This is a genomic window from Klebsiella sp. K5-45, assembly GCF_030128605.1.
Taxonomy (GTDB): Bacteria; Pseudomonadota; Gammaproteobacteria; order Enterobacterales; family Enterobacteriaceae; genus Klebsiella; species Klebsiella quasipneumoniae.
This window is the reverse complement of the sequence record NZ_JAKUZW010000001.1, coordinates 270054-291717: the sequence shown is the minus strand read 5'-3', so window position 1 is coordinate 291717 and position 21664 is coordinate 270054. Positions and strand designations below refer to the sequence as shown.

23 protein-coding genes and 1 pseudogene are annotated in these 21664 nt (G+C 56.8%); 14 read left to right on the top strand and 10 right to left on the bottom strand.

The features are described from left to right. Positions 1-83: 83 nt before the first annotated feature. From MKS11_RS01510 to MKS11_RS01490, 5 genes are read right to left on the bottom strand one after another with little or no spacing between them, the layout of a single operon-like run. Positions 84-872, bottom strand: coding sequence for an IclR family transcriptional regulator (locus tag MKS11_RS01510; protein WP_048325708.1), 789 nt, complete (start codon positions 870-872; stop codon positions 84-86). Between the two features lie 13 nt (positions 873-885). Beyond that, positions 886-1635, bottom strand: a complete 750-nt coding sequence (locus MKS11_RS01505) for an SDR family oxidoreductase (RefSeq protein WP_004205159.1) — start codon at positions 1633-1635, stop codon at positions 886-888. After that, the gene (locus tag MKS11_RS01500) at positions 1635-2657 is read right to left on the bottom strand and encodes an aromatic ring-hydroxylating dioxygenase subunit alpha (protein ID WP_004205160.1); all 1023 of its coding nucleotides are present in this window, start codon (positions 2655-2657) and stop codon (positions 1635-1637) included. Before MKS11_RS01500 ends, MKS11_RS01505 begins: the two co-directional genes overlap by 1 nt. 10 nt (positions 2658-2667) lie before the next feature. Further along, positions 2668-2976 (bottom strand): recombinase-like helix-turn-helix domain-containing protein, encoded by a 309-nt coding sequence (locus tag MKS11_RS01495; protein ID WP_004144765.1) that lies wholly within the window; start codon positions 2974-2976, stop codon positions 2668-2670. Next, positions 2973-3296 (bottom strand): non-heme iron oxygenase ferredoxin subunit, encoded by a 324-nt coding sequence (locus tag MKS11_RS01490; protein ID WP_004151769.1) that lies wholly within the window; start codon positions 3294-3296, stop codon positions 2973-2975. The genes MKS11_RS01495 and MKS11_RS01490 overlap by 4 nt, the downstream gene beginning before the upstream one ends. Before the next feature lie 427 nt (positions 3297-3723). Between MKS11_RS01490 and MKS11_RS01485 the strand changes: the two genes are divergently transcribed. Then, entirely contained in the window at positions 3724-4944 is a 1221-nt protein-coding gene (locus MKS11_RS01485) for an MFS transporter (RefSeq protein WP_087770930.1), read from the top strand. 127 nt (positions 4945-5071) lie between these two features. Here the strand turns inward: MKS11_RS01485 and speB are convergent, their stop codons facing one another. The 3 genes from speB to yqgB form a co-directional block, all read right to left on the bottom strand. Further along, positions 5072-5992 carry an agmatinase gene (gene speB, locus MKS11_RS01480; RefSeq protein WP_004205166.1) on the bottom strand — a complete coding sequence of 307 codons (921 nt, stop codon included), beginning with the start codon at positions 5990-5992 and terminating at the stop codon, positions 5072-5074. Positions 5993-6225: 233 nt separating this feature from the next. Beyond that, positions 6226-8202 (bottom strand): biosynthetic arginine decarboxylase, encoded by a 1977-nt coding sequence (speA, locus tag MKS11_RS01475; protein ID WP_004205167.1) that lies wholly within the window; start codon positions 8200-8202, stop codon positions 6226-6228. Between the two features lie 8 nt (positions 8203-8210). After that, on the bottom strand, positions 8211-8342 hold the full coding sequence (yqgB, locus tag MKS11_RS01470) for an acid stress response protein YqgB (RefSeq protein ID WP_002916578.1): 132 nt from the start codon (positions 8340-8342) through the stop codon (positions 8211-8213). A 701-nt stretch (positions 8343-9043) separates the two neighbouring features. Between yqgB and metK the strand changes: the two genes are divergently transcribed. The 8 genes from metK to ruvX all read left to right on the top strand — a co-directional run bounded on the left by metK (position 9044) and on the right by ruvX (position 16301). Then, the gene (metK, locus tag MKS11_RS01465; protein ID WP_004205170.1) at positions 9044-10198 is read left to right on the top strand and encodes a methionine adenosyltransferase; all 1155 of its coding nucleotides are present in this window, start codon (positions 9044-9046) and stop codon (positions 10196-10198) included. Between the two features lie 380 nt (positions 10199-10578). Next, a complete protein-coding gene (locus MKS11_RS01460; protein WP_004205171.1) occupies positions 10579-11973 on the top strand; it encodes a sugar porter family MFS transporter in 1395 nt (464 codons plus the stop codon). 77 nt (positions 11974-12050) lie between these two features. Then, complete coding sequence (locus MKS11_RS01455; RefSeq protein ID WP_284109354.1) at positions 12051-12551, top strand: SprT family zinc-dependent metalloprotease; 501 nt, start codon at positions 12051-12053, stop codon at positions 12549-12551. 94 nt (positions 12552-12645) lie between these two features. Continuing rightward, complete coding sequence (gene endA / locus MKS11_RS01450; protein ID WP_004205174.1) at positions 12646-13353, top strand: deoxyribonuclease I; 708 nt, start codon at positions 12646-12648, stop codon at positions 13351-13353. 91 nt (positions 13354-13444) lie between these two features. Next, complete coding sequence (gene rsmE, locus MKS11_RS01445) at positions 13445-14176, top strand: 16S rRNA (uracil(1498)-N(3))-methyltransferase (RefSeq protein WP_017899770.1); 732 nt, start codon at positions 13445-13447, stop codon at positions 14174-14176. A gap of 20 nt (positions 14177-14196) precedes the next feature. Beyond that, positions 14197-15147 carry a glutathione synthase gene (gshB, locus tag MKS11_RS01440; RefSeq protein ID WP_004205176.1) on the top strand — a complete coding sequence of 317 codons (951 nt, stop codon included), beginning with the start codon at positions 14197-14199 and terminating at the stop codon, positions 15145-15147. A 174-nt stretch (positions 15148-15321) separates the two neighbouring features. Further along, positions 15322-15885, top strand: coding sequence for a YqgE/AlgH family protein (locus MKS11_RS01435; RefSeq protein ID WP_002916603.1), 564 nt, complete (start codon positions 15322-15324; stop codon positions 15883-15885). Further along, positions 15885-16301: a Holliday junction resolvase RuvX gene (gene ruvX, locus MKS11_RS01430; protein ID WP_049004129.1), complete on the top strand. Its 417-nt coding sequence runs from the start codon at positions 15885-15887 to the stop codon at positions 16299-16301. Before MKS11_RS01435 ends, ruvX begins: the two co-directional genes overlap by 1 nt. A 51-nt stretch (positions 16302-16352) precedes the next feature. Here the strand turns inward: ruvX and MKS11_RS01425 are convergent, their stop codons facing one another. Together MKS11_RS01425 and MKS11_RS01420 are read right to left on the bottom strand one after the other, a co-directional pair. Beyond that, entirely contained in the window at positions 16353-17006 is a 654-nt protein-coding gene (locus MKS11_RS01425) for a LuxR family transcriptional regulator (protein WP_004205179.1), read from the bottom strand. 347 nt (positions 17007-17353) lie between these two features. Next, entirely contained in the window at positions 17354-18334 is a 981-nt protein-coding gene (locus MKS11_RS01420; protein WP_087770931.1) for a type IV pilus twitching motility protein PilT, read from the bottom strand. A 16-nt stretch (positions 18335-18350) separates the two neighbouring features. Between MKS11_RS01420 and MKS11_RS01415 the strand changes: the two genes are divergently transcribed. From MKS11_RS01415 to hemW, 5 genes and pseudogenes are all read left to right on the top strand, one after another. Next, positions 18351-19052, top strand: coding sequence for a YggS family pyridoxal phosphate-dependent enzyme (locus MKS11_RS01415; protein WP_004205181.1), 702 nt, complete (start codon positions 18351-18353; stop codon positions 19050-19052). Between the two features lie 20 nt (positions 19053-19072). Next, positions 19073-19639 (top strand): annotated as a pseudogene (locus tag MKS11_RS01410) (YggT family protein). After that, positions 19636-19926, top strand: a complete 291-nt coding sequence (gene yggU / locus MKS11_RS01405) for a DUF167 family protein YggU (RefSeq protein ID WP_004205183.1) — start codon at positions 19636-19638, stop codon at positions 19924-19926. Before MKS11_RS01410 ends, yggU begins: the two are co-directional and overlap by 4 nt. A gap of 12 nt (positions 19927-19938) precedes the next feature. Continuing rightward, positions 19939-20532 carry an XTP/dITP diphosphatase gene (locus MKS11_RS01400; RefSeq protein WP_004205185.1) on the top strand — a complete coding sequence of 198 codons (594 nt, stop codon included), beginning with the start codon at positions 19939-19941 and terminating at the stop codon, positions 20530-20532. Next, positions 20525-21661, top strand: a complete 1137-nt coding sequence (gene hemW, locus MKS11_RS01395) for a radical SAM family heme chaperone HemW (protein ID WP_049116089.1) — start codon at positions 20525-20527, stop codon at positions 21659-21661. Before MKS11_RS01400 ends, hemW begins: the two co-directional genes overlap by 8 nt. Positions 21662-21664: the final 3 nt, after the last annotated feature.

Below are 21664 nucleotides of genomic sequence, written 5' to 3'. Positions count from 1 at the left end.
GTCGCCTCTTTACCGTTCAGTCGCCCGAATTTGGGCGTAAGACATGCCCGACGCAATCAAGCGCCTGCTGTTAACTTATTGATTTAACTTGCCTGTGATAAATATCCGAGGAAGCCGGAAATTTTGTCGGCTGCCATACTGACCTCGTTCTGTAACCGTTCGCGATCGCTTTGCGGGATCTCGTCCGACGGCACCAGGATGCTGACTACCGCCGCCACCCGACCGCTGCGGTCAAAGACCGGATAGACAATTGATGAGATACCGTGGCGGTAGAACGATTCGCCAATCACGTAGCCGCGAGCTTTATCCTGCTGCACCATCTGCCACAGCGCTTCGCGGTCATGCAACTGGCCCGGCGTATTGCCCGGCAGCCGTTCATCCGGGAACAATTGTTCAAACTCGCTGCGGGAAACATCGGTCAGCAGCATGCGGCCAAGCGAGGTGCAGTGCACCGGTAGCCGCGTTCCGACGCTGACCTGGTTGATGCGCGAACCGGCAGCGCTGACGCGGGCGATGTAGATAATGTCGCGGCCGTCGCGGATCGCCAGATGGCTGCTGCACTGGCTGATATCGCGCAGTTGCTCGATGACCGGCTGACCCACCTGAGCGACATCCAGTGAGGCGATATATTCAAAGCCCAGACGCAGTACGTTCATACCCAGCGAAAAGGTATTGGTGCGGGCGTTACGCTCGAGAAAGCCCATATATTCCAGCGTCTGCACCACGCGATAGGCGGTCGCTTTCGGCATATCCACCAGCCGATGCAGCTCGGCAAAGGTCAGATCGCGATGCTGTTCGCCAAACGCCAGCAGCAGTTGTAAACCGCGCTCCAGACCCGGTACCAGGTACTTCACTTCCTGATCGTTCGCCATACCGCCTCACTTGTTAGTTAAAGACAAAACCGCCGTTGACCGGGATCAGCTGGCCAGTGATAAAGCGCGAAAGATCGCTCAGCAGCCAGACCACGCTGCCGGTGACATCTTCCGGCTGCTGCGCGCCGCTGAGCGCGCGGCCGTTCTCATACAGCTGATGACGCTCGGCGGGAACGTATTCCGTGGCCTCAACGCGGGTCAGTCCCGGCGCGATGGCGTTGATACGGATCCGCTTTTCACCCAACTCGCGGGCCATGGAACGGGTCATCGCAATCACCGCGCCCTTACTGGCGACATAGGCCATCAGCCGCGGCGCGCCCCACAGCGCGGTATCCGAAGCGACGTTGACGATCGCCGACCCTTCGCGCAGCAGCGGTACCGCCTCGCGGGTCACCAGCCAGGTGCCTTTGACATTGACCGTCATCACCCGATCCCACAGGTCCGGATCGTAATCGATCATATTTTTACCGCCGACGCCGGTGGCCATCGCCGCGTTATTGACTAAGCCATCGACAGGCCCCTGCGCGCCGATGGCGCTGAAGACCTGCTCGATCGACGCTTGACTGGCAAGATCGATGGCGTGGGATTCGATCTGATAGCCCTTCTGCTGCAGGCGATGAGCGCTTTCCGCCAGCTCCCCCTGCAGGATGTCGCACATCACCACCGTCGCGCCCTGCGCGGCGCAGGATTCGGCAAAATGGTAACCGAGGCCGCGCGCCGCGCCGGTGACGACAATACGTTTACCGTTCAGCAGGCCGTTCATCAGGCGGCACCCTGCTGCGCTTCGCGAAGCGCTAACTGCTCTTTCGCCGCTTTCTGCATCATGCGGCGCAGGCGGGACAGACCGACGTCATGTTGATAAAGGTATTCATGATCGCGGGCGTTCGGCGCCAGGCTTTCCAGCACCACGCGATCCTGCTCCAGTACTTCCCAGTGCAGTTTTTCCAGACGGTTGCGGTACATAAAGCGCCACAGATCGCGCTGCCAACCTTGAACGCCGCGGATGCGCCAGAAGAAGACGCGGCAGTTGTCGTTATCTTCCGGAACCACCATGCCGACGATCCAGAAGTGGCCGCCCGGCCCGAAACGCTTTTTGTACGGAATAGACAGGCGCATCCAGTAGGCGCCGCTGTTGCCCAGTTCAACCCAGTCAAAGTTGACGCCGCTCTGCCCTTTTTTCTCGAAGATAAAGCCGGTTTTCGTCGGCTGCAGCACCATATCGGCTTTGCGATCGCCTTCCGCCATCGAGTGCGATGACGAGTGCAGATAGGTACCGTGCATCGGGTCCATCACGTTTTCCAGCGCGTACTGGTAGTTGCATTTCCACGCCGCGGTGCACAGGAAGTGACTGTATTTTTTGTGGTCGGCCAGCTCCTCCGGGAAGCTCAGTTCATCAGGCTGCTGGTCGGCGGTGACGCCGAACCACAGGAAGATTGCCCCGTGCGCTTCCTGCACGTTGTAGCTGCGCACGCACTGCTGGCCGACCAGCGGGCAGCGGTCCACCGCCGGGACGTCTTTCACTTCGCCGTTGCCGGCGACTTCCACGCCGTGATACCAGCAGGCGATACGATCGCCTAAGTTCCAGCCCATCGACAGGCGCGCGCCGCGATGCGGGCAGCGGTCTTCCAGGGCCTGCACCTGACCGTCTTTATTCCGCCAGACCACGATCTGCTCGCCGAGACGGGTAATGCCTACCGGCGCAGACTGCACTTCCCAGCTCGCCAGCACCGGATACCACAGGCCGCGCAGTCCTTTATCAAGATAGTTTTGTACCGTTGTCGTCATCGCTGTATCCTCAGTAGCCGTTGACCTGTAAAAATGCCTGGAAGCTGCTTTCGCTCCATGGTTCGCCCTGTTGGTCATGCATCCTGACGCCATTGAGGCCGTTCACCAGTTCACCGAGACTTTCCGCGCCCTGCTCGAACAACGTTTCCAGGGTGGCGATAAGCTGCAGTTCCCAGTTTTCCGGCACCCGGCTGCGGGTTTGCCAGATCAGATTGTGATAGTCGCCGGGCTTATGGATATTGCCGTTTCCGCCTTCCGCCGGTGGCGTAAACTGGCGGCTTTCCGGTAGCGCCGGGTTGAAATCCAGGGATTCGCTCATGCCACGTTCTCCTCGATAAAGGTAATCTGGATCTGATTGTCGTATACCCGCACCGGGTAACGATTAAGGTTGCGACCGCCGGGGCCATGCAGGCACTGGCCGGTTTTCACGTCGAATACCGCCTCATGCAACGGGCATTCCACTTTGCCATCTTCGACAAAGCCCTGGCTCAGTAGCGCATAGGCGTGAGGACAAACGTCTTCCAGCGCGTAATATTCACCATCAATCAGATAAATGCCGATCTCCTTACCGTCGATATTGCCGCTATATGGAAAATCTTCTTGTACTTGCTCCGCGTCACATACGCCTATCCAGCTCATCGCAATCCTCCAGGCCGTTGTTTCATATATGAAACTGTGTTTCTTATTTAATACGACCAATATAAAAGCGGCGAATGTTTCGTCAAGCGTTAATGTGACGAACTTGTTAATGAATGGCTTTTAAATTAGCTAAGTGTGCAATTGATCACGAAAAACTGCATTCAGATGAAATGATGATATTTAAAGCGGTGATCCATTATAAATAAAAATTCCGATTTAAATTTCACATACGACTATTGACTTCTTTTCAAATCGATCATTAAAAATGGGCAGCAGCGGAAACCATGGTGTTTCACCCATGAAACAACTCTTTATTTAATCATTTAAAAACAATGAGTTTCACAGGTAAACCATTTTACTCACGTAACTATTTCTGGCGTTAAAAAATAATAACTGGCAATCATTAAATTAAGCGTGGAGACAACGAATGGCGGCAAGATGGCAAGGGGTAATAGCATTACTTTTGTTAATAATTATTTCCTACGTCGATCGGGTAAATATCTCGGTGATGATCCTTAACCCGGAATTCGCTGCCCATTTCCAGTTAAATGAAAACAGAATGTTACAAGGCATGCTAATGACATGCTTTCTTCTGGGTTATGGGTTTTCGGCATTATTATTAACACCAGTTATAGAAAGTAGATGGCATTATCGTCAGGGGCTGTTAATCAGCATTGTTATATGGGCGCTGGTGTGCGCCATTTCCCCATTACTCGGTTCACTGGTGGGAATGTTGATCGCGCGCATCGTGCTTGGCGTGGCGGAGGGACCGCTGTTTTCACTGAAAACACGCTTTATCAACGACAACTTTGGCGCCGATGAAATCGGCAAACCGAATGCGGTAACCGCCCTTGGCGTATCGTTGGGGCTAGCGGTAGGCTTCCCACTGGTCACCTGGCTGATGGCGCACGTTGGCTGGATCGGCTCCTTCTATGCGCTGGCGCTGATGAATCTCCTGCTCGGCGGCGGGTTAATCTGGCGGTTTCTCCCCGCGCCACAAGTAACCTCACAGCGCGCGAAGTCTGGCTTTAGCCAAACTTTTGCCCTCGCCTGGCGTACGCCGCTGCTTGGCTGGATCCTGCTGATAGAAATTGCCACCCTCAGTTATCTGTGGGGGAGTAGCGCCTGGCTGCCAGCCTGGCTGCGCGATGAGCATCATTTCTCGCTACAGGCCACCGGCCTGCTGGCGGCTGTCCCCTTTCTGTTAAGCCTGGGCTCAAAGTTCCTTGGCGGCGTGCTCCTCGACAAAATGCGCCCGGAGCAGGCGCCGCTGTTGTTTATTATTGGCGGTCTACTCACCGCCGGTTCCGTGCTGGCGCTAATCCTCAGCGAACAGCCGGCGATGCTGGCGCTGTTTATGCTGGCGGCGAACGTGTTCTGGGGATTACAGGGGGCAGCGATCCCCGCGGTGGTTCAGCATCACGCCCCGCGCGAAGCGGTGGGCAGCGCCTATGGGATCATTAACGGCATTGGCAACATCTGCGCGGCGTTTATTCCGCTGCTGATGGGAGTGGTAATGAAATCAGTGGGATCGGTCAGTTCAGGTTTTTCCGTACTGGTGGCATCGCAGCTGATTACGCTGTGCGCCGGCGGCGTACTGCTGCTGCGTATGCGTCGCGCAGCAGCAGTAAACGCGTCTATACCCTAAATAAGTTGCAGGACAAAACGGCTAGCCGTTTTGAACAGCGCTTGCGCTGGCCCTGTAAGGACGAGGCCCAGGGATGGGCCGAGTTATTGCCCACGCCTATGCAACTTGAAATATGACGGGAACAGATTTATTCGCCCTTCTTCGCCGCCTGGATGTACAGCATCTCCAGCGCCAGAGTCGCCGCCGCCAGGGCGGTGATTTCGGACTGATCGTAGGCCGGGGCGACTTCCACCACGTCCATCCCGACGATGTTCAGATCCTTCAGGCCGCGCACCAGCTTGATCGCGCGGTCGGAAGTCAGCCCGCCGATCACCGGGGTACCGGTTCCTGGCGCAAACGCCGGATCCAGGCAGTCGATATCAAAGGTCAGGTACACCGGCATATCGCCAACGATCTGCTTCACCTGGGCAATCACATCATCGACGCTGCGGTCGTTAACCTGGCCCGCATCAAGCACGGTGAAACCGTTATCTTTATCGAATTCGGTGCGAATACCGATCTGTACGGAGTGGTTGGGATCGATAAGCCCTTCGTTCGGCGCGGTGTAGAACATGGTGCCGTGGTCGAACTCGCAGCCGTTGGCGTAGGTATCGGTGTGGGCATCGAAGTGCACCAGCGCCATTTTACCGAAGTGTTTGGCGTGGGCGCGCAGTAGCGGCAGCGTAACAAAGTGGTCGCCGCCAAAGGAGAGCATGCGCTTGCCGGCCGCCAGCAGCTTCTCGGCGTGGGCCTGCAGCTTCTCGCTCATTTCGCGCGCGTCGCCGAAGGCATACACCAGATCCCCGCAGTCAACCACGTTCAGGCGTTCGCGCATGTCGAAGTTCCACGGAAAACGGTTGTGCTCCCAGGCGAGATTGGTGGACACCTGACGGATCGCCGCCGGGCCATGACGGCCGCCCGCGCGCCCGGAGGTCGCCATATCGAACGGTACGCCGGTGATGACCCAGTCAGCATCGCTGTCGTAAGGCATGAAATTCATTGGTAAACGCAGGAAGCCAAAGGCATTGGATACCAGGGAGTTATCGTATTGATGACCTAAAGTGCTCATGGATATGACCTCTTTTCACAGTCGTGGAACGTAAAAAATAAGTATAAAAAAACCCCTCCGCGTCGTTAGGCCCGACGAGGAAGGGTTTGATAGATAAATCGCTTATTGGCGTGAATTATCGCCGGTAATGCATACGGGTTCAAGTGAGTATCGCCGTCTGCCGGATGACGGCTTCGCCTTATGCGGCCGACATACGCAGGCCCGGTCAGCGCAGCGCCACCGGGCATCAGCGGCTACTCGTCTTCCAGATAAGTGTACCCGTACAGACCCGCCTCGAACTCTTCGAGGAATTGCTGCTGCAGCGCGTCGTCCAGGCCGGTGTTTTTCACCTGATCGCGGAACTGGGTCAGCAGCGTGTTTGGATCCAGCTGCACGTACTGCAGCATATCCGCCACGGTATCGCCCTCGTCGGACAGCTCAACCTCAACGCTGCCGTCAGGGAAGACAAACACGTCCACCGCCTCGGTATCGCCGAACAGGTTGTGCATGTTGCCAAGGATTTCCTGATAGGCACCGACCATAAAGAAGCCCAGCATCGGCGGGTTCTCCGGGTCATATTCCGGCATCGGCATGGTGGTGGCGATCCCGTCGCCGTCCACGTAGTGATCGATGGCGCCGTCAGAGTCGCAAGTGATGTCCAGCAGCACCGCGCGGCGTTCCGGCGACTTGTTCAGTCCTTCCAGCGGCATCACCGGGAACAGCTGATCGATCCCCCACGCATCCGGCATCGACTGGAACAGCGAGAAGTTGACGTAGATTTTATCCGCCATGCGCTCCTGCAGCTCATCGATAATCGGACGATGAGCGCGGTTGCTCGGGTCGAGTTGCTTCTGCACTTCATGACACATGTTCAGATACAGCTGTTCTGCCCAGGCGCGCTCCTGCAGGTTGAAAGTGCCGGAGGAGTAGCCGATATGGATATCGTGCAGGTCCATCTGGCTGTCGTGCAGCCATTCGCGCAGCGAGCGGCGATTGCCGGTTTCGTGCATCTCCAGCCAGGTTTCCCACATGCTCTGCAGCGGACGCGCGGCGTCTTCCGCCGGCGGGGTCGCCTCGGTGTATTCGTTGCGCTCCACGCCGATGATATTGGAAACCAGCACGGTGTGGTGCGCGGTCACCGCGCGGCCGGACTCGGTGATGACCGTCGGGTGCGGCAGGCCATTCTCTTCGCAGGCGTCGCCGATGGCCCAGATAATATTGTTAGCGTATTCGTTCAGGCCGTAGTTCACCGAGCAGTCGGACTGCGAGCGGGTTCCTTCGTAATCCACACCCAGGCCACCGCCGACGTCGAAGCACTGGATATTAACGCCCAGCTTATGCAACTCGACGTAGAAACGCGCCGATTCACGCACGCCGGTGGCGATATCGCGAATGTTGGCCATCTGCGAGCCGAGGTGGAAGTGCAGCAGTTGCAGGCTGTCGAGGTGCCCTGCGGCACGCAGGATCTCCACCAGCTGCAGAACCTGGGTGGCCGCGAGACCGAACTTAGACTTCTCGCCGCCGGAGGACTGCCATTTACCGGACCCCTGCGAGGCCAGACGCGCACGCACGCCAAGGCGCGGCACCACGTTCAGGCGCTCGGCTTCTTCCAGCACGATGGCAATTTCCGACATCTTCTCGATGACCAGATAGACCTTGTGGCCCATCTTCTCGCCCACCAGCGCCAGACGGATGTATTCGCGGTCTTTATAACCGTTACAGACGATGACGCTGCGGGTCATCCCGGCGTGCGCCAGCACGGCCATCAGTTCCGCTTTCGAACCGGCTTCCAGACCCAGCGGCTCGCCGGAATGGATCAGCGATTCGATGACGCGACGATGCTGGTTCACCTTGATCGGGTAGACCAGGAAGTAATCGCCGTTATAGCCGTAGGATTCGCGCGCGCGCTTGAACGCGGCGTTGATTGAACGCAGGCGGTGCTGCAGGATCTGCGGGAAGCAGAACAGCGCCGGCAAGCGCTGCCCTTGCGCTTCGCGCGCTTTGACTAATTCAGCGAGATCAACGCGCGCTTCCGGGACGTCCGGATCCGGGCAAACGCTGATGTGGCCCAGTTCGTTGACGTCATAATAGTTATTGCCCCACCAGGCAATATTATAAGTACGCAGCATCTTGCTGGCTTCCTGGGAGCTCATCGCTACCTCCTGCATGGAACGTAGTACACCGTGTTCGCCTGCTGACGAAGGCGAAACCATAGACATGTCGTCAGACATAGCGAACCTCAATTTTTAATAATAAGTGTAAGACAGTTAACTACTATCGCAGTCCAAAGATGCGATAACAACCCATGAACAGTCCTAAAGCCCAGCACTATCTGCTGGTTTTGCGACTGCGCGACCGGTTTCTTATTCATATCATCGTAAAACACGTAGCCGAACAGAGTATGACAGTCCGGAGAAACCACGAGAAAACTCTTGCCTGGCAAGAGCGCCCTTGTTCAGTTTTCTGACGGCCGACCGGCCCTGGAATCCTGAGAAGCGCCGAGATGGGGTGAACATCGGCTGGTTTGCATGAGAGAGATGCAGGTTGCGGAGTGCTGACGCGCGACAGAACGACGCGACGAAACAAGCGAAAAACGTTGGTTCATTATCTGGTATCACCTCCACACCGCCCTGCGACAGGGTCGGCGACAAGCCAAAGCTATACATACCGGGCAACAAGCGCTATGCCGTTGCGAGATTCTGTAAATACAGACTGCTTAACCCGGCTGGAAGTGGCACCACAGGGCCATGCCCCGTGCGCTTTTTTAATGAGCCGCGCGCGGCGTTTTATACCGAGAAGCGGGGTAAAAAGCAAAATAAAAATGTGCCCGTTTGCGCGGTTGTCAGGAAATTTTGCCAGGCGAGTTTTTCGATAAATGCGACCGCCATCAAAAAAGGCTGGAAATAGGCTCAAGATTTGACCTAAAATGGCCGTCCAGAAGTTAATCCGTCTATACTGATTAACACTCAGACTGCTCGTGTCGCTACCTGCGCGGCTTTGCGCTGATTATCCACCAAAGCCACATTACACAACAGTATGAGCTATCCGAATCGTCCACAGGTGAAATAAAATATGGCAAAACACCTTTTTACGTCTGAGTCCGTATCAGAAGGGCATCCTGACAAAATTGCTGACCAAATCTCCGATGCCGTGCTGGATGCGATCCTCGAGCAGGATCCGAAAGCGCGTGTCGCATGTGAAACCTATGTCAAAACTGGCATGGTGCTGGTAGGCGGCGAAATCACCACCAGCGCATGGGTTGACATCGAAGAGATCACCCGCAACACCGTCCGCGAAATTGGCTACGTGCATTCCGATATGGGCTTTGACGCCAACTCGTGTGCCGTACTGAGCGCCATTGGTAAACAGTCTCCGGACATCAACCAGGGCGTTGACCGTGCCGATCCGCTGGAACAGGGCGCAGGCGACCAGGGGCTGATGTTTGGCTACGCCACCAACGAAACCGACGTGCTGATGCCGGCGCCGGTGACCTACGCTCACCGTCTGGTGCAGCGCCAGGCTGAAGTACGTAAAAACGGCACCCTGCCGTGGCTGCGTCCGGATGCGAAAAGCCAGGTGACTTTCCAGTATGACGACGGCAAAATCGTCGGCATCGACGCGGTGGTGCTGTCCACGCAGCACGCCGAAGATATCGACCAGAAATCGCTGCAGGAAGCGGTGATGGAAGAGATCATCAAACCGATTCTGCCGACCGAATGGCTGAGCGCGTCCACCAAATTCTTCATCAACCCGACCGGCCGTTTCGTCATCGGCGGCCCGATGGGCGATTGCGGTCTGACCGGTCGTAAGATCATCGTCGATACCTACGGCGGCATGGCTCGTCACGGCGGCGGCGCGTTCTCCGGTAAAGATCCGTCTAAAGTTGACCGTTCTGCAGCCTATGCGGCTCGCTATGTAGCGAAAAACATCGTTGCCGCAGGCCTGGCTGACCGTTGCGAAATTCAGGTTTCCTACGCCATCGGCGTTGCAGAGCCGACGTCCATCATGGTGGAAACCTTTGGTACTGAAAAAGTGCCTTCTGAACAGCTGACCCTGCTGGTGCGCGAGTTCTTCGACCTGCGTCCGTACGGCCTGATTCAGATGCTGGATCTGCTGCACCCGATCTACAAAGAAACCGCTGCCTACGGTCACTTTGGTCGCGAACATTTCCCTTGGGAAAAAACCGACAAAGCGGCCCTGCTGCGCGAAGCGGCCGGTCTGAAATAATCTCTCCGCTTCCTCTCTTTAAGGCCAGCCTCGCGCTGGCCTTTTTATTCCCTGACCTTCCCTGCCGAACCTTGCTTCAACGTAGCGCAACATCTCAATGAAAGCGATTACATTATGGTAATGGTCGATTGCTGCCTGCGTGCGTCATCTCATAGGGGTGTTTTTCACAATGTTACATATTGTTTCGGTTAACTCTGATTACCGTTTTTCAAATTGTCGACTATCCTTGTTTATATTGCTGATTTAAAAAGCATTTAATGCATTACTTTTCTTTACCTTTGTGGAAACGATTACACAGCCGTGATTATAATCACGTTTTTTTACCGACGAGTGTCCTACGCTAACCATCGACAGAATCAATAACTCAACTGGAGGGCGTTATGCCTGACAACAAAAAACAAGGGCGTTCAAACAAGACCATGACGTTCTTCGTCTGTTTCCTCGCCGCGCTGGCTGGCCTGCTGTTTGGCCTTGATATCGGTGTTATTGCGGGTGCCTTACCCTTTATTGCCAATGAGTTCCAGATTTCCGCCCACACTCAGGAGTGGGTGGTCAGCTCCATGATGTTCGGCGCCGCCGTCGGTGCGGTCGGCAGCGGCTGGCTCTCCTTCAAACTGGGCCGTAAAAAGAGCCTGATGATCGGCGCCATCCTCTTTGTCGCCGGCTCTCTGTTCTCCGCCGCCGCGCCAAACGTCGAGATCCTGCTGGTTTCCCGCGTGCTGCTGGGCCTGGCGGTAGGCGTCGCCTCATACACCGCGCCGCTGTATCTATCGGAAATCGCTCCGGAGAAAATTCGCGGCAGTATGATTTCCATGTACCAGCTGATGATCACCATCGGGATCCTTGGCGCTTACCTCTCCGACACCGCCTTTAGCTACAGCGGCGCATGGCGCTGGATGCTCGGCGTGATCATTATTCCGGCGGTATTGCTGCTGATCGGCGTTATCTTCCTGCCGGACAGCCCGCGCTGGTTCGCCGCCAAACGCCGCTTTGTCGATGCCGAGCGCGTGCTGCTGCGCCTGCGCGATACCAGCGCCGAAGCGAAACGCGAGCTCGACGAAATCCGCGAAAGCCTGAAGGTAAAACAGTCCGGCTGGTCGCTGTTTAAAGACAACAGCAACTTCCGCCGCGCGGTGTTCCTCGGCATACTGCTGCAGGTAATGCAGCAGTTCACCGGGATGAACGTCATCATGTACTACGCGCCGAAGATCTTTGAGCTGGCAGGCTACGCCAACACCACCGAACAGATGTGGGGGACGGTCATTGTCGGTCTGACTAACGTGCTGGCCACCTTTATCGCCATCGGTCTGGTCGACCGCTGGGGCCGTAAACCGACGCTGATCCTTGGCTTTATCGTCATGGCAGCGGGAATGGGCGTCCTGGGCAGCATGATGCACATCGGTATTCACTCCTCAACCGCCCAGTACATCGCCGTCCTGATGCTGCTGATGTTTATCGTCGGTTTCGCCATGAGCGCCGGCCCGCTGATTTGGGTACTGTGTTCCGAAATCCAGCCGCTGAAAGGCCGCGACTTCGGTATCACCTGCTCAACGGCGACCAACTGGATTGCCAACATGATTGTCGGCGCCACCTTCCTGACCATGCTCAATTCGCTGGGCAGCGCCAACACCTTCTGGGTCTACGGCGGTCTGAACGTGCTGTTTATTCTGCTGACGCTGTGGCTGATCCCGGAAACCAAAAACGTCTCGCTGGAACATATCGAACGCAACCTGATGCAGGGTCGTCCGCTGCGCGAGATCGGCGCCCGCGATTAATCCGTCTGAGCTTCCTCCCCTTCCGGGAGGAAGCTTCCGCTTGCTCTCCCCCCTCCGCCGCACTATCCTCTGGCGCTATGAAAACACCCCGTATTCCCATCGCTATTCAGCAGGCCGTGATGCGCAGCCTGCGGGAGCATCTCGCCAAAGCGAACCTCAAGCTGGAACGCCGCTACGCAGAGCCGACGTTGGTCTACCAGCAGCGCGGTACCTCCGCCGGCACCGCCTGGCTGGAGAAAAACGAAATTCGGTTAAATCCGGTGCTGCTGCTGGAAAATCAGCAGGCGTTTATCGATGAAGTGGTGCCCCATGAGCTGGCGCACCTGCTGGTGTGGCAACACTTTGGCCGGGTAGCCCCGCACGGTAAAGAGTGGAAATGGATGATGGAGAGCGTGCTGGGCGTTCCCGCGCGTCGCACCCATCGCTTTGAACTCGATTCGGTCCGCCAGAATACCTTCCCCTACCGCTGCCGCTGCCAGCAGCATCAGCTCACCATCCGTCGCCATAACCGGGTGATGCGCGGCGAAGCCACTTACCGCTGCGTGCGCTGCGGCGATCTGCTGGTGGCTGAAGAATAACCATTGGAATTAATTAGAAACTTTCTGATCTGACTGATTGCATCCGGCACCCTCATTCGCTACGTTGCGGGCTCGTTTTGACACGGAGTGAACGATGTCCCGTATGCATGTTTTAGCCGTTGCAGTATTGAGCACGGCAGTGAGTGGCCCGCTTGCGGCCGCAGAAATTACCAGTTTTTCCCAGGCCAAGGCCGCTGGCGTCAAAGTAAACGCCGACGTTCCCGGCGACTTTTACTGCGGCTGTAAAATTGCCTGGCAGGGTAAAAAAGGCGTTATCGATCTGGAATCTTGTGGCTATAAAGTGCGTAAAAATGAGAACCGCGCCAGCCGGGTTGAATGGGAACACGTGGTGCCGGCGTGGCAGTTCGGCCATCAGCGCCAGTGCTGGCAGGAGGGTGGTCGTAAAAACTGCGCCAAAGATCCGGAGTACCGCAAGATGGAAAGCGACATGCACAATCTGCAGCCGGCGGTGGGAGAAGTGAATGGCGATCGCGGCAACTTTATGTACAGCCAGTGGAACGGCGGTGAAGGCCAGTACGGCCAGTGCACCATGAAGGTCGATTTTAAAGATAAAATCGCTGAGCCCCCTGCCCGCGCCCGCGGCGCCATCGCCCGCACCTACTTCTATATGCGCGACCGCTACCAGTTAAATCTTTCCCGCCAGCAAACTCAGCTGTTTACCGCCTGGAACAAACAGTATCCGGTCACCGCCTGGGAGTGTGAACGTGATGAGCGCATCGCGAAAGTGCAGGGCAACCATAATCCTTATGTCCAGCAGGCTTGCCAGGCGCAAAAGAGCTAACCTACACTAGCGGCAATTGTTAATTTGCAGCCCTGTGCTTCCCGCCTAATGGCGGGAAGCTGGCATCTGCGCAAAGAACGGAATATCAAGCATGCGCATTCCTCGCATCCATCATCCAGAACCCCTCATTGTCGGCAGCCTGATCGCGCTGAGTGATGACGCGGCCAACCACGTCGGGCGCGTTCTGCGCATGACCGCCGGTCAGCACCTTCAGCTATTCGACGGCAGTAACCAGGTGTTTGACGCCGTCATTACCGAGGCCGGTAAGAAAAACGTCACGGTTGAAGTCCTCAGTGGCGAACCCGACGATCGGGAATCGCCGCTGCATATCCATTTAGGCCAGGTGATGTCCCGCGGCGAAAAAATGGAATTCACCATCCAGAAATCGATCGAACTCGGAGTAAGCCTCATAACGCCACTGTTTTCCGAGCGCTGCGGCGTTAAACTGGACGCCGAACGTTTGCAGAAAAAGATCCAGCAGTGGCAGAAAATCGCTATTGCCGCCTGCGAACAGAGCGGTCGTAACGTGGTACCGGAAATTCGTCCGGCGATGCAGCTGGAGGAGTGGTGCGCCGAGCAGGACAGCGGGCTGAAGCTCAACCTGCACCCGCGCGCCAGCGCCAGCATTAACACGCTGCCGCTGCCGGTTGAACGCGTCCGTCTGCTGATTGGCCCGGAAGGCGGGCTGTCGGCTGAAGAGATAGCAATGACCGCGAAATACCAGTTTACTGATATCCTGTTGGGACCGCGCGTTCTGCGTACAGAGACTACTGCGCTCACCGCCATTACTGCCCTGCAGGTGCGTTTTGGCGACTTAGGTTGAGGCGTTAACGGAGAAGAACCATGATCAAGCTCGGCATCGTGATGGATCCCATCGCAACCATCAACATCAAGAAAGACACCAGCTTCGCTATGTTGCTGGAGGCGCAGCGTCGCGGCTATGAACTCCATTACATGGAGATGAACGACCTTTATTTGATCAACGGCGAGGCCCGCGCCCGGACGCGCACACTGAGCGTCGAACAGAACTACGACAAATGGTATGACTTTACCGGCGAGCAGGATCTGCCGCTGGCGGATCTTGACGTCATTCTGATGCGTAAGGATCCACCGTTCGATACCGAATTTATTTATGCGACCTATATTCTGGAACGAGCGGAAGAGAAAGGCACGCTTATCGTCAACAAGCCGCAGAGCCTGCGCGACTGTAACGAGAAGCTGTTCACCGCCTGGTTCTCCGAACTGACCCCGGAAACGCTGGTCACCCGCAATAAAGCCCAGCTGAAAGCCTTCTGGGAAAAGCACGGCGATATCATCATGAAGCCGCTCGACGGCATGGGCGGCGCCTCTATTTTCCGCGTCAAAGCCGGCGATCCGAACCTCGGCGTGATCGCCGAGACGCTGACCGAGCTGGGCAGCCGCTACTGCATGGCGCAGAACTATCTGCCGGCCATTAAAGATGGCGACAAGCGCGTGCTGGTGGTGGATGGCGAGCCGGTACCTTACTGCCTGGCGCGCATTCCGCAGGGCGGCGAGACTCGTGGCAATCTGGCTGCCGGCGGCCGCGGCGAAGCCCGCCCGCTAACCGAAAGCGACTGGGATATAGCCCGCCGCGTCGGCCCGACGCTGAAGGCTAAAGGCCTGATTTTCGTTGGCCTGGATATCATTGGCGACCGTCTGACGGAAATTAACGTCACCAGCCCGACCTGCGTCCGTGAGATCGAGGCCGCCTTCCCGGATATTTCGATCACCGGCATGTTGATGGACGCTATCGAAAGACGTCTCGCCCGATAAGCACTACGGCGGACGAACGTCCGCTCAGGGCACAGCGAGCGCGGATTGCCGCGCTGGTGAAACCCTTCCAGCCAGGCGCCGCTCGGGCGCCTGCCAGATAAAGTGCATCGACACCATTCTACTTTGCCCGCATACTGGGTGTTGCTTTTTGAACCAGGAACAGAACCTCTGACAATGAATTTACAGCATCACTTTCTGATTGCCATGCCTGCGCTTCAGGACCCCATTTTCCGCCGCTCCGTGGTCTATATCTGCGAGTATAACGACGAGGGTGCCATGGGCATTATTATCAATAAGCCGCTGGAAAATCTGCAGGTGGAAGGGATCCTTGAGAAGCTCAAAATTGTCCCGGAGCCGCGTAATCCGGAGATCCGCCTGGATAAACCGGTGATGCTGGGCGGCCCACTGGCGGAAGACCGCGGCTTTATTTTACATACCCCGCCCTCTGACTTTTCCTCAAGCATCCGTATCTCGGATAACACGGTGATCACCACCTCGCGGGATGTCCTCGAAACCTTAGGCACCGACCGGCAACCGGGCAACGTGCTGGTTGCCCTGGGCTACTCCTCGTGGGAGAAAGGGCAGCTGGAGCAGGAGATTTTAGATAATGCCTGGCTCACCGCCCCGGCGGACCAGAACATTCTCTTCCGTACACCCATCGCCGATCGCTGGCGCGAGGCGGCTAAACTGATTGGCATCGACATCGTGACGATGCCAGGCGTCGCGGGGCATGCATAATGAGCGGTACCTTTCTCGGCTTTGATTTCGGGACCAAAAGCATCGGTGTGGCGGTAGGGCAACGGATCACCGCAACCGCCCGGCCACTGCCGGCGCTGAAGGCGCAGGACGGTAAACCGGACTGGAATATCATCGAAAAATTGCTTAAGGAGTGGCAGCCTGAGGCGGTAGTCGTCGGCCTGCCGCTGAATATGGACGGCACTGAGCAACCGCTGACCGCGCGCGCGCGTAATTTCGCCAATAAAATTCATGGCCGCTTTGGCGTCGCGATCCTTCTCCACGATGAACGTCTGAGTACGGTTGAGGCCCGGGCGGGCCTGTTCGAACATGGCGGCTATCGGGCGCTGAATAAAGGCAGCGTCGATTCGGCCTCTGCGGTGGTCATTCTGGAAAGCTACTTCGAGCAGAGCTTTTAAGCCCTGCTCTTCTGCGCCGCCGGCGAACCGCAGACGGCGCAGCTCCCCCGCCTAGTGGCGCAGATGTTCGTTAGCCCAGCTCACCGCCTGGGTGCGATTCTTAACGCTCAGCTTACGGAACACGTTATACAGGTGCGTCCGCACCGTGTTCTCACTGATAAACAGCGCGCGGGCAATATCGAGGTTGGTCGCGCCGCAGCGCAGTTCGTTGAGGATCTCGCATTCTCGTTCGGTCAGCGGCGAGTTCTCAACCGGCGCCGATGCATGGTCCGCAGCGTACATCGCCGGGTGCATCACGCTCAATTCAGCCGTCTGTTCGCCGTTCAGCACGGCCTTGACGCCCTCAATTAAGCGCGATTCATCATCGTCATGGCGGAACACGCCATATAAAGCCGGCCACTGCGCCATTTCGTATAACTCATACTTTTGTGCGCTATTAATAATCAACAAACGAGGATTATCTGCCTGCAAGCGAATAATATCCCGCCACACCCCGTTTAATTTCTTATTTGACACTGCAATATCAAATAATATTACAGAATCTTTTGCCAGACGCTGCGCCAGCGGTTTATTAATATTTTGTAAAACCACCGGTGCCATCAGGGTTTCGCTCAGATAGCTGGCAAAGGCTTTGCTTTGAATAGACGGGTGGGTAATAAAGGTTACCTGACGAGAAGATGATGAATTTCCATTTAAATTAATCACTTAAATTCTCCTTAGCAGTTATCCACCGTCATGGTGGTTAAATGAATAAAAAAATATACAATCAGCCGTGAATTTATAAATAGCATTGGCAATTTACAAATTGAAACGTTATTCCATGAGAATCATCCTATTCCCGTAAACAGCATAAATCGAATGACTCAAAGCTGTCAAAAGGTAATCAAACTTTTTTCCTGGAAATGCGTATTCACTGCCGACATATCTCAACTGAATATCTTATTTGAATTTATTCACAAAGATTATTTGTATTATCAAATAATATCCAGAAACAGCTTTTAAACATTTAGTTAACACACCATTTCAACCACCCAACTCGCTTCACACTCCCCTTACAGCTCGCCTGCGGCCACACGTTGCTGAAAACTCTGGGTAAATGTCAACATTCCGGCCTGCATCCCGGTCTGCATTACACCGGGCAGCTGGTGCACTTTTCCTTCGCGGATCAAATTCGCTACCGCCGGCGTATTAACCAGAAGCTCGTATAGCGCAACTCTGCCGCCCTGACGTGCGGGTAATAATTTTTGCGCCAGCACCGCGCACAGGCTTCCGGCCAGCTGGCTACGAACCTGATCTTTCTCCTCTGCCGGAAAGACATCGATCAATCTCTCCACCGCCGGCGCCGCGCCGCGGGTGTGTAATGTCGCCATCACCAGATGCCCGGTCTCCGCCGCAGTTAACGCCAGACGAATGGTTTCGCTGTCGCGTAGCTCGCCGAGCAGGATCACATCCGGATCCTGACGCAGCGCCACGCGAAGCGCTGCGGAGAACGAAGGACAGTGCCGGCCAATCTCCCGCTGCTGAATCAGGCATCGCTCGCTGTGATGAATAAACTCCACCGGATCCTCCAGCGTCAGAATATGGCCATCAAGATGCTGGTTGAGATGGCCGACCATCGCCGCCAGGGTGGTCGACTTGCCGCTGCCCGTCGCCCCGGTGACCAGCAGCAAGCCACTCTCTTCCGCCAGCAGCTCGCTTAGCGCAGGCGGCGCGCCCAGCGCCTCCAGGCGCGGACACTGGCTGGGCAGCAGGCGCAGCACCAGCGATATTCCGCGCGTATGGGCGAAAGCGCTGGCGCGTAACCGTGAACCATAGGCCAGAGTCAGCGCAAAGTCTATCTGGCCGTGCTCCTGCCAGTGCTGTAACTGTGCGGCATCGAGCCAGTCGTTGAGTAAATCCGCAATATCCGGTGCGGGAAAGGGCGCGGGCTCCAGCTTACCCTGCCGCCGCCAGCGCGGTGCGGCGGAATTGCACAGGTGTAGATCGGAGACATTATGCTTTACACTAAGGGCTACGATTTCTTCCAGCTTCATAACTCATCCTCGGAATATGAACGATATTGCGCATAACCTGGCACAGGTCCGGGACAAAATCTCCGGTGCCGCCGCCCGTTGCGGGCGTGCGCCAGAAGAAGTGACATTGCTTGCAGTGAGTAAAACGAAACCTGCGAGCGCGATCGAAGAAGCCATCGCGGCAGGCCAGCGGGCATTTGGTGAAAACTACGTCCAGGAGGGTGTGGAGAAGATTAACCATTTCCAGCAGGCAGGCGTCAGCGGATTGCAGTGGCACTTTATTGGTCCCTTGCAGTCCAACAAAAGCCGGCTGGTGGCCGAACATTTTGACTGGTGCCACACCGTCGATCGGTTGAAAATCGCCACCCGCCTGAACGAGCAGCGCCCGGCGCATTTGCCGCCGCTGAAGGTGCTGATTCAAATCAACATCAGCGATGAGCAGAGTAAATCCGGCATCCCGCTGGAAGCGCTCGATGCCTTAGCCGCGGAGATCGCTGAGTTACCTCATCTGGAGCTGCGCGGCCTGATGGCGATCCCCGCGCCTGAGTCAGAATATGTAAGGCAGTTTGCCGTCGCCCAGCAAATGGCGGTAGCATTTGCGCGGTTAAAAACGCGGTACCCCACGGTCGATACGTTGTCTCTGGGAATGTCGGACGATATGGAAGCCGCTATCGCGGCGGGAAGCACGATGGTGCGCATCGGCACGGCCATTTTTGGTGCGCGCGACTACAGCAAATAATAAGGAATCTGAGGAACGCCATGAAGACGTTGACTTTCCTGCTTTCAACGGTCATTGAGCTTTACACAATGGTCGTGTAGTTACGCGTCTGGATGCAGTGGGCGCGCTGCGACTTTTACAACCCGTTTTCGCAGTTTGTGGTAAAGGCCACCCAGCCGATTGTCGGGCCGCTGCGCCGGATCATCCCGGCAATGGGGCCGATTGACAGCGCCTCGCTGCTGGTGGCATTCATCCTCTGCGTCATCAAAGCGATCGTCCTGTTTATGGTGATCACCTTCCAGCCGATCATCTGGATCTCCGCCCTGCTTATTCTGCTGAAAACCATCGGCTCGCTGATCTTCTGGGTGCTGCTGCTGATGGCGATCATGAGCTGGGTCAGCCAGGGACGCAGCCCGGTGGAGTATGTGCTGATGCAGCTGGCGGACCCGCTGCTGCGTCCAATCCGCAACCTGCTGCCGTCGATGGGCGGTATCGATTTCTCACCGATGGTGCTGGTGCTGCTGCTGTACGTGATCAATATGGGGGTCGCCGAGGTGCTGCAGGCTACCGGTAACGTACTGCTGCCGGGGCTGTGGATGGCGCTATGAGTGCCGTTGAAAGCTGCGCTGACGGGCTGGTGCTGAGGCTGTATATTCAGCCGAAGGCCAGCCGTGACAGCATCGTGGGCGTACATGGCGACGAGCTCAAAGTCGCCATTACCGCCCCGCCCGTTGATGGCCAGGCCAATGCCCATCTGGTGAAATTTCTCGCCAAACAGTTCCGCGTCGCCAAAAGCCAGGTACTGATTGAAAAAGGCGAGCTGGGCCGCCATAAGCAAGTTAAAATCATCGCCCCACAACAGATCCCGACTGCGGTCGCGGCGCTAACTGAATAAACAGGATTCATCATGCAAAAAGTCGTCCTCGCTACCGGCAACGCCGGTAAAGTGCGCGAACTGGCCTCGCTGCTGGAAGATTTTGGTCTCGATATCGTCGCTCAGACCGAGCTCGGCGTCGAGTCTGCGGAAGAGACCGGCCTGACCTTCATTGAAAACGCGATTCTGAAAGCGCGTCATGCGGCGCAGATCACCGGCCTGCCGGCTATCGCCGACGATTCCGGTCTGGCCGTCGATGCCCTTGGCGGCGCGCCGGGCATCTACTCCGCCCGCTATGCCGGCGTCGACGCCAGCGACCAGCAGAATCTTGAGAAACTGCTCGACGCCCTGCAGGACGTGCCGGACGACCAGCGCCAGGCGCAGTTCCACTGCGTACTGGTCTATCTACGCCATGCCGAAGATCCCACGCCGCTGGTGTGCCACGGCAGCTGGCCTGGGGTGATCGCCCGGGAAGCCGCAGGTCATGGCGGCTTCGGCTACGACCCGATTTTCTTCGTCCCGTCAGAGGGAAAAACCGCGGCCGAACTGAGCCGTGAAGAAAAGAGCGCCATTTCCCATCGCGGGCAGGCGCTTAAACTGTTACTGGATGCATTACGTAATGGCTAATTTGCCACCGCTGAGTCTCTATATCCATATTCCCTGGTGCGTGCAGAAATGCCCGTACTGCGACTTTAATTCGCATGCACTGAAAGGCGAGGTGCCGCACGATGACTACGTCCAGCATCTGCTGAACGATCTGCGGGCCGATGCGCAGTATGCCCAGGGACGGGAAATAGGCACCATTTTTATCGGCGGCGGTACGCCGAGCCTGCTGTCAGGCCCGGCCATGCAAACCCTGCTCGATGGCGTCCGCGCCTGCCTGCCGCTGGCTGCCGGGGCGGAAATCACCATGGAAGCCAACCCGGGCACCGTGGAGGCCGATCGCTTCGTTGATTACCAGCGCGCCGGGGTGAATCGCATCTCTATCGGCGTACAAAGCTTTAGCGAACCAAAGCTGCAGCGGCTGGGGCGGATCCACGGCCCGGAAGAGGCCAAACGCGCGGCACGCCTCGCCAGCGGCCTGGGCCTGCGCAGTTTCAATCTCGACCTGATGCACGGTTTGCCGGACCAGTCGCTGGAGGAGGCGCTGGACGATCTGCGTCAGGCCATTGCTCTCAACCCGCCGCATCTCTCGTGGTACCAGCTGACCATTGAGCCGAACACCTTGTTCGGTTCCCGGCCGCCGGTGCTGCCGGATGACGACGCGCTATGGGATATTTTTGAGCAGGGACATCAGCTGCTGAGCGCCGCCGGCTACCAGCAGTACGAGACTTCCGCTTACGCCAAACCGGGCTATCAGTGTCAGCACAATCTCAACTACTGGCGCTTTGGCGACTATCTCGGCATCGGCTGCGGCGCGCACGGCAAGATAACCTTCCCGGACGGGCGCATCCTGCGTACCGCCAAAACCCGCCACCCGCGCGGCTATATGGAAGGCCGCTACCTCGAACGTCAGCATGATGTGGAGGAGGCGGATAAACCGTTTGAGTTCTTTATGAACCGTTTTCGCCTGCTGGAGGCCGCGCCGCGCGCGGAATTCCGCCGATATACCGGTCTTGATGAAGCGGCGATCCGTCCGCAGCTGGACGCGGCGATAGCCCAGGGCTATCTGCAGGAAGACGAGCAGAACTGGCAGATTACCGTGCATGGAAAGCTGTTTTTAAATTCTCTTCTCGAACTATTCCTCAGCGAATAAATA